This window comes from Xanthomonas floridensis, from assembly GCF_001642575.1.
Taxonomy (GTDB): domain Bacteria; phylum Pseudomonadota; class Gammaproteobacteria; order Xanthomonadales; family Xanthomonadaceae; genus Xanthomonas; species Xanthomonas floridensis.
This window is the reverse complement of record NZ_LXNG01000035.1, coordinates 1-13,270: the sequence shown is the minus strand read 5'-3', so window position 1 is coordinate 13,270 and position 13,270 is coordinate 1. Positions and strand designations below refer to the sequence as shown.

The window sequence follows — 13,270 nt, the reverse complement described above, 5'->3', positions numbered from 1 at the left end:
GTGCTTGATCAATCCCAGCAGGCGTTGGTCTTCCTTGGCGCGCTCACTGTCAGGCGAGCGTAACCAGGCGTAATAACCCGCCCGGTTGACGCGCAATACCCGACACATCGCGCATACCCTGAATTCCCTGCGATGGTCTTGCATGAACGCGTACTTTGCCTTCACCCCTTGGCAAAGTACGCGGCGGCCTTTTTTAAGATGTCGCGCTCCTCGGTCACGCGACGCAACTCTGCCTTCAGCCGCCGAACCTCGGCGCTCTGGTCCACCTCGGCGCGATGCACCACGCCAGGCTTGCCGAACTTGCGCAGCCAGGCGTACAGGCTGTGCGTCGTGACACCCAGTCGCTCGGCGACCTCTGCCACCTTGAACCCACGATCGGTCACTTGCCGGACCGCTTCGATCTTGAACTCATCCGTATACCGCTTGCTGCTCATGGACACCTCCGAATCTGCCATTTTCCATGGCCTTGAGATGTCTAGGAAAGCCTGGGCGTATCAAATGATCTGCAGCGTGCAACACCACTGCATTCATTACTAGGCGAGTGTTCGCTACGTTGTGTCAGTCGCTCAACATCTGTGCCGCAGGCAGGCCGCGATTGCACAGGCGGGCGCCGATCTCCGAGCCTCGGCAGGCATCGGCGTTGCAGAACAAACGCGTTGCCGAATTGCAGAAATGCAGGTTGCCAAATTGCAAGAATGCAGATGGATCGGATTCGACGCACTACGTTGTCCGCATGAGATAGCCCTACACCAGAGATAGCCGCCCACCAGCGCCCCTCGCGCAAGCGTCCGTCGTTCGTCGTTCGTCGCCCAGTTGAAACGACAGAAAAACGGTGTCGCTCGCAGCGCTTTGCCAGCACTGCGAGCGACGGCAACCTGCCCTTACGCCTTGCTCAATTGCACCGCCACCGGGTCGCCGGTGAGATACCCTACGGCAGCGCCGAAGCGGTTCTTGTAATTGGCGCGCACCAGCGGGTCCAGGGTGGCCTTGACGGTGTCGTGCAGCGGGCTTTCCCAGTCGCCAGGATGCTGGAAGTTGCTCATCACGTAGGTCCAGCCGTGGATCTGGTCCACCGCATGCAGGCCGGTGGATTCGGCGCCGGCCGGCACCGACAGCAGGCGGGTCAGGGTGCCGTTGTCCACGTGGTAGGCCCACAGGAAATTGTTGACGTGCAGGCTGCTGTCCTCGCCGATGAACAGGGTGCGCAGCGATTCGGAGAACTTGAGGTTGTCCGGGTTGGCCAGCCGGTCCGGATCGGCCAGATTGCCCAGCGCGTCCGGCTGCGCCAGGTCGTGGCCGGTCAGCGCGGCGGGGGCGGCCATGTCGATCGGTACCCAGTCGCTGTGAATCGGCGCACCGCTGCTGTCGCGGCGCCCGCCGCGCAGGTTCAAGGCATACACCGCGCCCGCATCCGGACCTTCCACCCTCACATCGCCCGAGCCGTTGCGCATGCTGGTGACGATATAGGACATGGCCATGTAGGCGATCTTGTCCTTGGCGTTGACGGTGGTGCCTTCGAGCTTGGTGAAGCCCAGGCTGCCGCCGGCCAGCGCGGCATAGCGGTGGGTTTCCAGATAGATGGCGGCCTTTTCCATGCCCGGCTTGATGCGGATCCAGTTGAAGGTGCCGTTGAACGGGATCTTGGTGAAGCTGGCATCGCCCGGGTCGCTCAGATGCACGTCGAGGATGTCGGCGGCGGTGAGGCGGTTGGCCAGCGCTTCGATCTCGGCGCTGGTGGCGTGGCCCAGCTTGATCCAGCTCAGCGTGGCCGCGCCCGGGCCGACGCCGGAGGTCTGGTGCCACTTGCCGACGTACAACGTGCCGGACGACAGATCCGCCTTGCGGTCGGCGATGAACATGAACAGCCCGCCATTGGTGGCGTCGTCGCCCATCAGCACGGTGCGCTGGTCGGGCATCACCTGCACCAGCTCGTGCGAGATGCGGCCCAGGCAATAGTGCTTGCGCACGCTGCCGGTGCCGTCCGGGTGCACGGTGATTTCCGGCAGGTGGCCGTAGTGATACGGGTTGGCCTTGTCTGGGTCGCCGTACAGGTGCGTGCTGTAGCTGCGGAACTGCGTGTTGCCGGCCAGCGCGGTGGCGTCGGGTTCGTACTCTTCGCTGGACAGGTGGGTATTCCACGGCGACATGCTGGCGCCGCAGGTGGTCCACAGCCCGTGCACCGGGGCGGTGTCGACGTTGTGGTACTTCACCAGCGACAGCTTGCCGGTGGCCGGGTCCTGGTCCAGCGTCAGTACCGCGATCGGCGCGGGCAGATGGCGATTGGTGTCGTTGCCGGCCTGGTCGCGGGTGGTGTATTCGAACTGCACCACCGCAAACACATGGTTGCCCTTGACCCCGGGCACCCTGGCGTCGGGCAGGGTCAGCAGCGATGAGCCGTCCGGGCAATCGGAAAAGAACGGCCGTTCGGCGCCTGGCTTGGAGCGGTCGATGATGGGGCGATGCTGGATGTCGTAATAGCCGCCGGCCAGCACGGTGCCGCCCTTGCCGTCGGGCACCTGGTCGCCGGTGACGAAGAATGGGTGGTAGGCCAATGCGTAGCGCTGGGTGCTGCCGTCGCTGCGGGCCACGCTCAGCGACGAGCCCACCGTGGTGGTGGCCATCGCGGCAGGGTTGGCCAGGCTGGGAGCGGGCATGCCATGGAAGGTGGCCGAGACCAGGCGGGCCGGGGTTTCCGAAGGCCGCAGCGGGCGTGCCGCCAACGCGGCGCTGCCCAGCTGCTGGAGCGCGGCGGCGCTGGCGCTGCCGAGCGGCAACAGGGGAACGGCCGCCAGCAGTTGCATGAGGCGGCGACGGGAGGGGTCGGGGGAGGCAGACATCGAAACTCCAGGCAAAGACAACGATCAACGATGGGCAACGGCGCATCGGCAAGCGGTCACGCTAGGCCCGGGATATGACAGTTGTTTGACGGCGAGCTCACCGGTTGGCGCCGGTTCGGATGCTGCGGCGAAAGCGGACGCGACCTGTCCCGGGCGGGGCGTGGTGCCTGCGCACTGTGGCCGTGGCCCGGTGGTGCGATGCAGCAAAACGCGGGATTGCGCAACACCAAGCGGCGCGCCGGATTTGGCGATTTTCCGTGGTTTGACAGGTGCTGCCGGTATTCCAACCCTATAGCTCCGGCCAATAAGTTGGCCGCGATTTGGCATACGGGCGAGCGCGGTTGACAGGGTAGCTGAATCACGTGAGCGTACGCCGCCTGAAGGCCTGCGGCGCATGCATCGCGGCAGGAGACACCCCTGGAGACCTGGATCTTGGACAAGCTGCTTCGCCATACCGCCGCGCCCGTCGCACGTCGCGCCCTTTCCCTGGCTACCGCTGCGACGGTGCTGATGCTGGCTGCCTGCCAAGGCAAGGACACCACCACTGCCGAGGCCGGCAAGACCGCGCCGGCTGCAGCACCTGCCGAGGCCTCCACCACCATCCATCCGGACCAGTGGCCATCGCCGAAGTGGCCGTTCGCGCAGGACGCGGCGCTGGAGCAGCGCATCACCGATGTGATGGCCAAGATGAGCGTGGAAGAGAAGGTCGCCCAGACCGTGCAGGGCGACATCGCCAGCATGACCCCGGACGATGTACGCAAGTACCGTATTGGTTCTGTCCTGGCCGGCGGCAATTCCGATCCGGGCGGCAAGTACAACGCCAGCCCGGCAGAATGGTTGAAGCTGGCCGATGCCTTCTATGAGGCGTCGATGGATACCTCCAAGGGCGGCAACGCGATTCCGATCATCTTCGGCATCGACGCGGTGCACGGCCAGAGCAACATCGTCGGCGCCACGTTGTTCCCGCACAACATTGGCTTAGGGGCCACGCGCAACCCGGAGCTGATCAAGCAGATCGGCGAAGTCACCGCCGCCGAAACCCGCGTCACCGGCATGGAGTGGACCTTTGCGCCCACCGTGGCGGTGCCGCAGGACGACCGCTGGGGCCGTAGCTACGAAGGCTATTCGGAGTCGCCCGACGTGGTGGCCAGCTTCGCCGGCAAGATGGTCGAGGGCGTGCAGGGCACACCGGGCACGCCGCAGTTCCTGGATGGCAGCCACGTGATTTCCTCGGTGAAGCATTTCGTCGGCGACGGCGGCACCACCGACGGCAAGGACCAGGGAGACACCAAGGTCTCCGAAGCCACCATGCGCGACATCCACGCGGCCGGCTACCCGCCGGCGATCGCGGCCGGCGCGCAGACGGTGATGGCCTCGTTCAACAGCTTCAACGGCGAGAAGATGCACGGCAACAAGGTCATGCTGACCGACGTGCTCAAGGGCCGCATGAACTTCGGCGGGTTTGTGGTCGGCGACTGGAACGGCCACGGCCAGGTCAAGGGCTGCACCAACGACAACTGCCCGGCCTCGTTCATTGCCGGCGTCGACATGGCGATGGCCGCCGATAGCTGGAAGGGCATCTACGAAACCGAACTGGCGGCAGTGAAGTCCGGCCAGATTTCCGCCGAGCGCCTGGACGATGCGGTGCGCCGCATCCTGCGCGTCAAGCTGCGCCTGGGCCTGTTCGAAGCCGGAAAGCCGTCCAAGCGCCCGCTTGGCGGCAAGTACGAACTGCTGGGCGCGCCGGAACACCGCGCCATCGCCCGCCAGGCGGTGCGCGAGTCGCTGGTGCTGCTGAAGAACCAGTCCGGCATCCTGCCGCTGGATCCCAAAAAGCGCGTGCTGGTGGTCGGCGATGGTGCCAACGACATGGGCAAGCAGTCCGGCGGCTGGACGCTGAACTGGCAGGGCACCGGCACCAAGCGCAGCGACTACCCCAATGGCAACACCATCTGGGAAGGCCTGGACAAGCAGATCAAGGCTGCCGGCGGCAAGGCCGAGCTGGCAGTCGATGGTGCGTACAAGACCAAGCCTGACGTGGCGGTCGTGGTGTTCGGTGAGAACCCGTACGCCGAGTTCCAGGGCGATATCGCCACCCTGTTGTACAAGCCGGGCGACGAGAGCGAGCTGGCACTGATCAAGAAGTTCAAGGCCGAGGGCATCCCGGTGGTGGCGGTGTTCCTGAGCGGCCGTCCGCTGTGGATGAACCAGTACATCAACGTGGCCGATGCCTTCGTCGCCGCGTGGCTGCCGGGTTCGGAAGGCGAGGGCATTGCCGACGTGCTGCTGCGCAAGGCCGATGGCACGGTGCAGAACGACTTCAAGGGCAAGCTGAGCTTCTCCTGGCCCAAGACCGCGGTGCAGTTCGCCAACAACGTCGGGCAGAAGGATTACGACCCGCAGTTCAAGTTCGGCTTTGGCCTGACCTACGCCGACAAGGGCGACCTGGCTGCGCTGCCAGAGGAATCGGGCGTGTCCGGCGAGCAGTCGGTGGGCGGGGTGTACTTCGTGCGCGGCAAGCCGGCACTCGGCATTGCGATGCAGCTGTCCAATGCGGGCCAGGCCAATATGCCGGCGACCACGCTGCCGGTGAGCCTGTCCGACGGCAGCCTGAAGATGAGCGCGGTCGACCACAAGGCGCAGGAAGATGCGCGCCGCCTGGTGTGGTCCGGTGCCAAGCCCGCCAGCGTGCTGCTGGTGTCCGGCAAGCCGGTGGACGTGTCGCGTGAGAGCAACGGCGATGTGCAGCTGCAGCTGACTGTGCGCCGCGACAGCGCAGTGACGGCGCCGGTGTGGCTGGGCGTGGGCTGCGGCGATAAGTGCAATGGTCGCGTCGATGCGCAGAAGACCCTGGCCGCACTGCCGCAAGGCCAGTGGAAGGTGGTGGGCATTCCGCTCAAGTGCTTCGCGGTGGCCGGTGCCGACGTGACCAAGCTGACCCAGGTTGCCAGCATTGAAAGCGGCGCAGCACTGGAGTTGTCGGTGTCGAAGGTGGCGCTGGGCGCGCTCAACGAAGCCGAAGTCACGGTGGATTGCCCGGTCAAGTAATCCCCCATGCCCGGAGGCACGCTTCCGGGCACGGTGCAGTTCAAGCAGAACACCTGCGTCGCCGCTTCCGGCGACGTTTCGAAGCGGCCACCGATTGCGGTGGTGCCATCAGCCGCCGCGGGGGCGGTGTTGTCGATCGGCCGGGATGGCCTGCAGACGCGGTTCGCCGCGCTGCCATTGCGCACCGGGTGCGCGGCGGCGGCATTCTGCAGCCCTGCCTGATCGTCGGCGCATACCCCAGAGCCAGACAGGAGAGTGCAGTGGGTTTGGCGACGTTGGATATCGTGATTGTGCTGGTCTACCTGACCGGCATCTTCGTGCTCGCGCAGTGGGTGTCGCGCGAGAAGGCAGGCCACAGCAAGAGCGCCGAGGATTACTTCCTGGCCAGCAAGTCGTTGCCGTGGTGGGCGATTGGCGCCTCGCTGATCGCTGCGAATATTTCTGCCGAGCAGATCATCGGCATGGCCGGCTCCGGCTATGCGATCGGGCTGGCGATTGCGTCCTACGAATGGATGGCGGCATTGACGCTGCTGATCGTCGGCAAGTTCTTCCTGCCGATCTTCCTGCGCAACGGCATCTACACCATGCCGCAGTTCCTGGAACAGCGCTACGGCAAGTGGATCCGCACGCTGATGGCGGTGTTCTGGCTGCTGCTGTACGTGTTCGTCAACCTGACCTCGATCCTGTGGCTGGGCTCGATCGCGGTCAGCCAGGTCACCGGCATGGACCAGACCCTGGCGCTGGCATTGATCGGCGTATTCGCGCTGGTCTACCAGCTGTACGGCGGGCTGAAGGCGGTGGCGCTGACCGATATCGTGCAGGTCACCCTGCTGGTGCTGGGCGGCCTGCTGGTGGCCGGGCTGACGCTGGCGCGCATCGGCGACGGTGCCGGCGTGCTGGCCGGCTTCAAGCACCTGTGGAGCGCACACCCCGAGCACTTCCACATGATCCTGACCAAGGACAACCCGTTCTACAAGGATCTGCCGGGCCTGAGCGTGCTGCTGGGCGGGCTGTGGGTGATGAACATCAGTTACTGGGGTTTCAACCAGTACATCATCCAGCGCGCGCTGGCGGCCAAGAACATCGGCGAGGCGCAGAAAGGCATGGTGTTTGCGGCGTTCCTGAAGTTGCTGATGCCGCTGGTGATCGTGGTGCCGGGCATTGCCGCGGTGGTGCTGGCGCCGGATCTGGCCAAGCCCGACCAGGCCTATCCGACCATGATGCAGCTGCTGCCGACCGGCATCCTGGGGCTGGTGTTCGCGGCGCTGGTCGCGGCGATCGTGGCCTCGCTGGCATCGAAGATCAACTCGGTGGCGACGATCTTCACCCTGGATTTCTACGCCAAGTTCCGCCCGCAGACCGAGCAGAAGCAGCTGGTGCGCGTGGGCCGCATCGTGGCGGCAGTGTCGGTGCTGATCGGCATCCTCACCGCGCGGCCATTGCTGGGCAACTTCGATCAGGGCTTCCAGTTCATCCAGGAATTCACCGGCTTCTTTACCCCCGGCGTGGTGGTGATCTTCATGCTGGGCCTGTTCTGGAAGCGCGCCAATGAAGCCGGCGCCTTGACCGCGGCGATCGGCTCGGTGGTGCTGTCGTTCGCGCTGAAGTTCGCCTGGCCGGAACTGCCGTTCATGGACCGCATCGGCGTGGTGTTCCTGGCTGCGCTGGTGCTGGCGGTGCTGGTGTCGCTGATGACTGCACCCACCCAGGCGCGCGACCTGATCCGTACCGACGATGTGGCCTACGGCACCACGCTGGGCTTCAAGATCGGCGCCGCCGGTGTGATCGCAATCCTGGTCGTGTTGTACACGGTGTTCTGGTAAGCCAGGCGCGCCTCATCGCTTGAACCCAACGCGGCGTGGCACTTCCGGTGTCGCGCCGCGTTGCATTGAGAGGCGGCAGATGGGGCTGGCTGGCGGTGGTGTGCCCCTGCCGCGCGACCATGGCCGGCGGCGTGGTGGGTGTTGACCTCTCGCGGTGCTGCGCGCTGCGCGTGGGCGTGCGCTCAAGCGCTGCGCGTGCGGTCAAACCAGTCGCCGTCGCGCGTGCTCAGACCCGCGCCGCCGGCATGTGCGCCGCCAGCAGCGTGACCGGCGCGGCGAACTGCGCCTGCCAGGGCGTCTGCAACCAGGTTTCCAGCGCGGCGGCCGGCATGGGTTTTGCGATCCAGTAGCCCTGGCCTTCGTCGCAGCCCCAGGCGCGCAACTGCGCATACGCCTCGGCCGACTCGATGCCTTCGGCCACCACGCGCTGGCCCAGGCTATGGCCGAGCTGGATCATCGCCGGCACCAGGGTGCGGTCGGTGCGGTTGTCCGGCAGCGAGCGGATGAAGGATTGATCGATCTTCAACGAGCTGGCCGGCAACTGTTTGAGATAACTGAAATTGCTGTAGCCGGTGCCGAAATCGTCGATGGCGATGTGCACGCCCAGTGCGGCCACCGCCGCGAGCTGTTCGGCCAGATGGTCGGGGTGGCGGATCATCGCGCTTTCGGTGAATTCGATCTCCAGCCGGCGTGGATCCAGCTTGTGGCGTTCCAGCCCGCGTCGCAGTAGCAGCGCAAAGCCGGGGCGGTCCAGGTCGGCGGCCGACACGTTCAGGGCCAGATTGAAGTCCAGGCCCTGTTGCTGCCAGCGCGCGGCCTGGGCGATGCCGTGGTCGATGACCCAGGCGGTGATGCGGTTGATCAGCGCGGTCTTCTCGGCCATCGGCACGAAATCCGACGGCATCACCGGGCCGATCATCGGGTGCTGCCAGCGCAGCAGCGCTTCCACCGCCACGCAGCGATGGTCGTGCAGATCCACGCGTGGCTGGTAGTGCAGGCGCAGCTGGTTGGCGCTGTCCAGCGCGGCCGGCAGCGCGGCGAGCAGACGGAAGGTATTGCGCTGGGCCACGTCGTGCTTGCGCTCGTACATGCTCCATGCCAGGCCGCGCTCGCGCGAGACATCCACCGCAGTGGTGAGCGAGCGAATGGTGTCGGCCGCGCCATAACTGGTGTGCAGTGAGACCGCGCCGATCGAGGCCACCGCCGTGTGCGGGATGCCCTGGTGATCCAGCGGTTCGGTAAACGCCTTGGACAGCTTGGTGCACAGGCTGGACAGGCGCTGGTTTTCAGCCGGAGTCAGAAAGCCGAAGGTGGTCGGGTCCAGCCGGTAGAGCAGGGTGCCAGCGGGCAGGTAGGCGGTGAGGCGACGCTGCGCCAGCGCCACGTATCCATCGGCGTAGTCCCAGCCCAGTGCCTTGACCATGTCGCGGAAGTAATCGCTGCCGCAGACATCGATGGCCACTGCGGTGGTGGCCGGCGCGGTCTCGCGCTGCGCCAGCCAGGTATCCAGGTCTTCGCCAAAGCGCGAGCGGTTGGGCAGACCGGTGGCGCCATCGCGATACGTGGTGCTGCGCAGGTTTTCCACACGCAGCACGGCCAGGTCGCGCAGGCCTTCCAGTTGGGTCAGCGCCTCGGCATCCAGCCCCTCGCGCGGGCTGGTGCCGATCACGCACAGCGTGCCGATGCGGTGCCCATCGCGCAGCTTCAAGGGCGCGCCCGCATAGAAACGGATGTAGGGCGGGCCCAGCACCAGCGGGTTGTCGCTGAAGCGCGGATCCAGTTGCGCATCCGCCACCACCATCACCTCGTCCGAGCGGATCGCGTGCGCGCAGAACGCCTGATCGCGCGGCGTCTCGGGCGCCTGCAGGCCAACGCGCGCCTTGAACCACTGGCGGTGTTCGTCCACCAGCGAGACCAGCGCGATTTCTGCCCCGAGGGCGCGCGCGGCCATCGCGGCGATGGTGTCGAACACCGGATCCGGCGGCGAATCCAGCAGGCAGAGGCCACGCAGGACGGCCAGACGGGTGGATTCTTCGGACATGGGGGATGGCTGGCTAACAGGGGCGGGCACGGATCGCATGTGGCTGTATCGGCCTCGGCCGTGTCCACTTGACGCAGCCGCGCTGGCTTATTCAGCTGCCAGCAGCGCAAATGCATGCTGCAGTGCGAGGCGGCGGCCACTCGCCGCATGGGCAGCAGTCGGTCGGCGCATGCGCGTTTCGCGTTGCAGCACCGCGCTGCGCAACACGATGCGGTAGCCAGGCGCTGCGCTGTCAGGCTGGGCACCCTCTCACCACACCCTGCGCAGGCGCTCGAACACACGGAAGTTAACGTTACCAGCCGCCTGGCGCGGCGGTCTGCGCACTGGGTCGGTGTCTGCGGATTTTGTCGGTTCTGTGATCCGGCCGCTGATCGCGCCGACGTGCCATGGCCAGGGTGGCCGCACCCGGGCCGGACATGCATGTGTGCTGGAGCGCCCGTCGCACTCACCTTCTGGAGCCGATCATGAAGATCTTCACGTCCCTGGCGCAGCGCGCCGTGCTGCTGATTGCCGGCCTGGCGCTGACATCCGTGGCACACGCCGGCCTCTCCGTATCCGGCACGCAATTACGCGAGACCAATGGCAACACCCTGGTCCTGCGCGGCATCAACCTGCCGCACGCGTGGTTTGCAGATCGCACCGATGCCGCACTGGCGCAGATCGCCGCCACCGGTGCCAACAGCGTGCGCGTCGTGCTCAGTTCCGGCCATCGCTGGAGCCGCACCCCGGAAGCAGAGGTGGCGCGCATCATCGCGCGCTGCAAGAGCCTGGGCCTGATCGCGGTGCTGGAAGTGCACGACACCACCGGTTACGGCGAAGAAGGCGCGGCCGGCACGCTGGCCCATGCCGCCAGCTACTGGACCAGCGTGCGCGGCGCGCTGGTGGGGCAGGAGGACTACGTCATCATCAATATCGGTAACGAACCGTTCGGCAATCGTCTCAGTGCCAGCGAATGGGTCACCGGCCACGCACGTGCGATCGCCACCTTGCGTAACGCCGGCCTGACCCATGCGCTGATGGTGGACGCGCCCAACTGGGGCCAGGACTGGCAGTTCTACATGCGCGACAACGCCGCTGCGCTGCTGGCGCTGGATAGCCGCCGCAATCTGGTCTTCAGCGTGCACATGTACGAAGTGTTCGGAAGCGATGCGCCGGTGGACAGCTATCTGCGCGCGTTCCGCAGCAATGGCCTGGCGCTGGTGGTGGGCGAGTTCGGTGCCGACCATCGCGGCGCGCAGGTGGACGAGGCGGCGATCATGCGGCGCGCGCGCGAATACGGGGTCGGTTACATGGGCTGGTCGTGGTCGGGCAACGACAGCAGCACGCAGTCGCTGGATATCGTGCAGGGCTGGGATCCGACCCGCCTGAGCAGCTGGGGGCGTACCTTGATCGAGGGCGCCGACGGCATCCGCGCCACCTCGCGCAGGGCCAGCATCTTTGGTCCCAGGCGTCGCTAGGCCCAAGCGCGGCTAACCAACCTACCGCGCAGCTTTCGGGTGGGCGCGGTCGATGTTCGAACCTCATGTACCTCGCGTGGACGTCGGTTTCTGCGCACTGCCCAGCCGCGATCAGCGGCCGGGTTCGCGCAGGGGGCCCGGGCTGGGGCGCTTGGTCAGCTTGCGCTGCAGCGAGCGGCGGTGCATGCCCAGCAGGCGAGCGGCCGCGGACACGTTGCCGCCGGTTTCGTGCAGGGCCTGCTGGATATGTTCCCACTGCAGGCGGCTGAGCGGGGTCATCATTTCCTGCGCGGTTTCTTCTTCATCCGGTTCGGGCAGGTCGTCGTCTTCTTCGCCCAGCGCCCGCATGATGGTGGGAATGTTGGCGGGCTTGGGCAGGTAGTCGTCGGCGCCGAGCTTGATGGCTTCCACGGCGGTGGCGATGCTGGCGTAGCCGGTGACCAGCAGGATGCGCATGTCGGCGCGGATCTCGCGCAGCGGCTGGATCAGGCTCAGGCCGGAATCGTGGCCGAGCTTGAGATCGATCAGGGCGAAATCCGGCAGTGCACTGCGTGCGGTGGACAGCGCGCTGGCGGCATCGGTGGCGGTCAGCGTCTCCACGCCACGCCGTGCCAGGCTGCGTTGCAGCGTGCGCAGGTACAAGGTGTCGTCGTCGACCAACAGGCCTGTGCGGATCGGGGTGCTTGTCATGCCAGGGCCTCGTGTTCGGAAAGCGGCAGGCGGAACCCGACGCGGGCGCCGCTGCCTTCGGCGGGCAGCATCCATAGCTCGCCCTGCAGGCGTTCGACGGTGGCATGCGACAAGGCCAGGCCCACGCCCATGCCGTCGTGTTTGCCGCTGTTGAACAAGGTGCCCGGCAGCATGGCTTGCGCAGTGTCGAAGCCGGGGCCGTAATCGCGTACCTCGCCGCTGAGGTGATCGTCTTCCACTCGAAGCGTGAGGTCGATCTGCGGGCGGCCGGCGCGCTCGCCGGCATCGGCGGCATTGTTGAGCAGCACCATCAACAGGTGGCTGACGCCGGGCTGCAGCATCAGCCGCATCGGTGCGTCCTCGTTGCGGCGCAGCTCGATGGTGGGGCGCACCAGTCGCCATTGTTCCAGCACTTCCTGCACCGCCACTTCGCGGCTCAGGTGGCCGTTGTCGGCAGGCTGCGCCAGCGCCAGCACGCGCTCATGGCACTGCACCAGCAGCTCGCGCAAGGTGTCCAGATCCTCGCGCAACTCCACTTGATCGCACTGGTCGGCGATGTCGTCCACCAGCAGCGTCATCGTGGCCAGCGGGGTGTTGAGTTCGTGCGCCACCGAGGCTGCATGCGTGGCCAGCGCCACGATGCCTTCGTTGCGGGCGAAGCGCTCGCGCAGGGTGGAAATCTCGCGCTCGCGTTCGCGCATCGACAAGGCCAGCCGTGTGGCGAACGCCAGCACCACCACGGTGGACAGCAGGAAGTTGGCCGCCATGCCCCACATGTGCAGGCTCAACGGGTCGAAGCTGCCGTACGGCAGCGGCAGGCCGAATACGGCACTGATGACATAGCCGGCCACGCACGACGCCGCCACCGCCATCGCCCAGCCCAGCGGCAGGGCCAGCGCGGCCAGCGCAATCAGTACCAGGAACAGCGAGCCGAACGGGTTGGCGATGCCGCCGCTCCAGCCCACCATCCAGGTCAGCACGGTCACATCGACCAGGATGTGTCCGAATTCGGTGGCCGGGCTCACCGCGCCGCGATGGGCCACGCGCAGCTGCGCATACAGGTTGAACACCGCCAGCGCGGCCACGCCGGCCCACAGCGGTTGTTGAGGCAGGTGCAGGCCCATCAGGCCGGTGGCGACCAGGATGGTGGCGGCCTGGCCGGCCGTGGCCAGCCAGCGCAGGCTGCACAGGGTCCGCAGGAAGGAGGCGTCGGAGCTGTTCATCACCGCAATGCTATGCGCTCGGGGGCGTGGCGGCCTGCGACAAACCGTCGCATCGGCCCGGAAGACCGCCCGCACCACGCTTCAGCTGTGAGCGGACGGAGGACAGGCTAAAATACCGCGATGCATGACGCCGTGACCCGCCCAACCCCTC

Annotated in this window: 8 protein-coding genes and 1 pseudogene; 4 read left to right on the top strand and 5 right to left on the bottom strand. The window is 66.4% G+C overall.

From position 1 onward, the window contains the following. Nucleotides 1-434: pseudogene (locus A7D17_RS23265) on the bottom strand (transposase); the annotation flags it as partial. A gap of 447 nt (nucleotides 435-881) precedes the next feature. After that, a complete protein-coding gene (locus tag A7D17_RS17905) occupies nucleotides 882-2,837 on the bottom strand; it encodes a PhoX family protein (RefSeq protein ID WP_064510345.1) in 1,956 nt (651 codons plus the stop codon). 432 nt (nucleotides 2,838-3,269) lie between these two features. Here A7D17_RS17905 and A7D17_RS17900 point away from each other — a divergent pair, with 432 nt between their 5' ends. From A7D17_RS17900 to A7D17_RS17890, 3 genes are read left to right on the top strand one after another with little or no spacing between them, the layout of a single operon-like run. Next, nucleotides 3,270-5,885 (top strand): glycoside hydrolase family 3 protein, encoded by a 2,616-nt coding sequence (locus A7D17_RS17900; RefSeq protein ID WP_064510344.1) that lies wholly within the window; start codon nucleotides 3,270-3,272, stop codon nucleotides 5,883-5,885. A 6-nt stretch (nucleotides 5,886-5,891) separates the two neighbouring features. After that, nucleotides 5,892-6,107, top strand: a complete 216-nt coding sequence (locus A7D17_RS24480) for a hypothetical protein (RefSeq protein ID WP_064510343.1) — start codon at nucleotides 5,892-5,894, stop codon at nucleotides 6,105-6,107. A 38-nt stretch (nucleotides 6,108-6,145) separates the two neighbouring features. After that, nucleotides 6,146-7,708 (top strand): sodium/sugar symporter, encoded by a 1,563-nt coding sequence (locus A7D17_RS17890; protein ID WP_064510346.1) that lies wholly within the window; start codon nucleotides 6,146-6,148, stop codon nucleotides 7,706-7,708. Nucleotides 7,709-7,934: 226 nt separating this feature from the next. On the opposite strand, the gene A7D17_RS17885 is transcribed toward A7D17_RS17890, so the two are convergent. Further along, nucleotides 7,935-9,788 carry a sensor domain-containing phosphodiesterase gene (locus tag A7D17_RS17885; protein WP_064510342.1) on the bottom strand — a complete coding sequence of 618 codons (1,854 nt, stop codon included), beginning with the start codon at nucleotides 9,786-9,788 and terminating at the stop codon, nucleotides 7,935-7,937. Between the two features lie 425 nt (nucleotides 9,789-10,213). Between A7D17_RS17885 and A7D17_RS17880 the strand changes: the two genes are divergently transcribed. Further along, on the top strand, nucleotides 10,214-11,206 hold the full coding sequence (locus tag A7D17_RS17880) for a glycoside hydrolase family 5 protein (protein ID WP_064510341.1): 993 nt from the start codon (nucleotides 10,214-10,216) through the stop codon (nucleotides 11,204-11,206). Between the two features lie 111 nt (nucleotides 11,207-11,317). Here the strand turns inward: A7D17_RS17880 and A7D17_RS17875 are convergent, their stop codons facing one another. Together A7D17_RS17875 and A7D17_RS17870 are read right to left on the bottom strand one after the other, a co-directional pair. Then, nucleotides 11,318-11,896 (bottom strand): response regulator transcription factor, encoded by a 579-nt coding sequence (locus A7D17_RS17875; RefSeq protein WP_046962497.1) that lies wholly within the window; start codon nucleotides 11,894-11,896, stop codon nucleotides 11,318-11,320. Then, the gene (locus tag A7D17_RS17870; RefSeq protein ID WP_064510340.1) at nucleotides 11,893-13,119 is read right to left on the bottom strand and encodes an ATP-binding protein; all 1,227 of its coding nucleotides are present in this window, start codon (nucleotides 13,117-13,119) and stop codon (nucleotides 11,893-11,895) included. The genes A7D17_RS17875 and A7D17_RS17870 overlap by 4 nt, the downstream gene beginning before the upstream one ends. Nucleotides 13,120-13,270: the final 151 nt, after the last annotated feature.

What these genes read in the sequence shown, in the direction of transcription:
- A7D17_RS17905 (WP_064510345.1), bottom strand. Translation starts at nt 2,837, where the DNA reads ATGTCTGCCTCCCCCGACCCCTCCCGTCGCCGCCTCATGCAACTGCTG.
- A7D17_RS24480 (WP_064510343.1), top strand. Translation starts at nt 5,892, where the DNA reads ATGCCCGGAGGCACGCTTCCGGGCACGGTGCAGTTCAAGCAGAACACC.
- A7D17_RS17885 (WP_064510342.1), bottom strand. Translation starts at nt 9,788, where the DNA reads ATGCGATCCGTGCCCGCCCCTGTTAGCCAGCCATCCCCCATGTCCGAA.
- A7D17_RS17880 (WP_064510341.1), top strand. Translation starts at nt 10,214, where the DNA reads ATGAAGATCTTCACGTCCCTGGCGCAGCGCGCCGTGCTGCTGATTGCC.
- A7D17_RS17875 (WP_046962497.1), bottom strand. Translation starts at nt 11,896, where the DNA reads ATGACAAGCACCCCGATCCGCACAGGCCTGTTGGTCGACGACGACACC.
- A7D17_RS17870 (WP_064510340.1), bottom strand. Translation starts at nt 13,119, where the DNA reads ATGAACAGCTCCGACGCCTCCTTCCTGCGGACCCTGTGCAGCCTGCGC.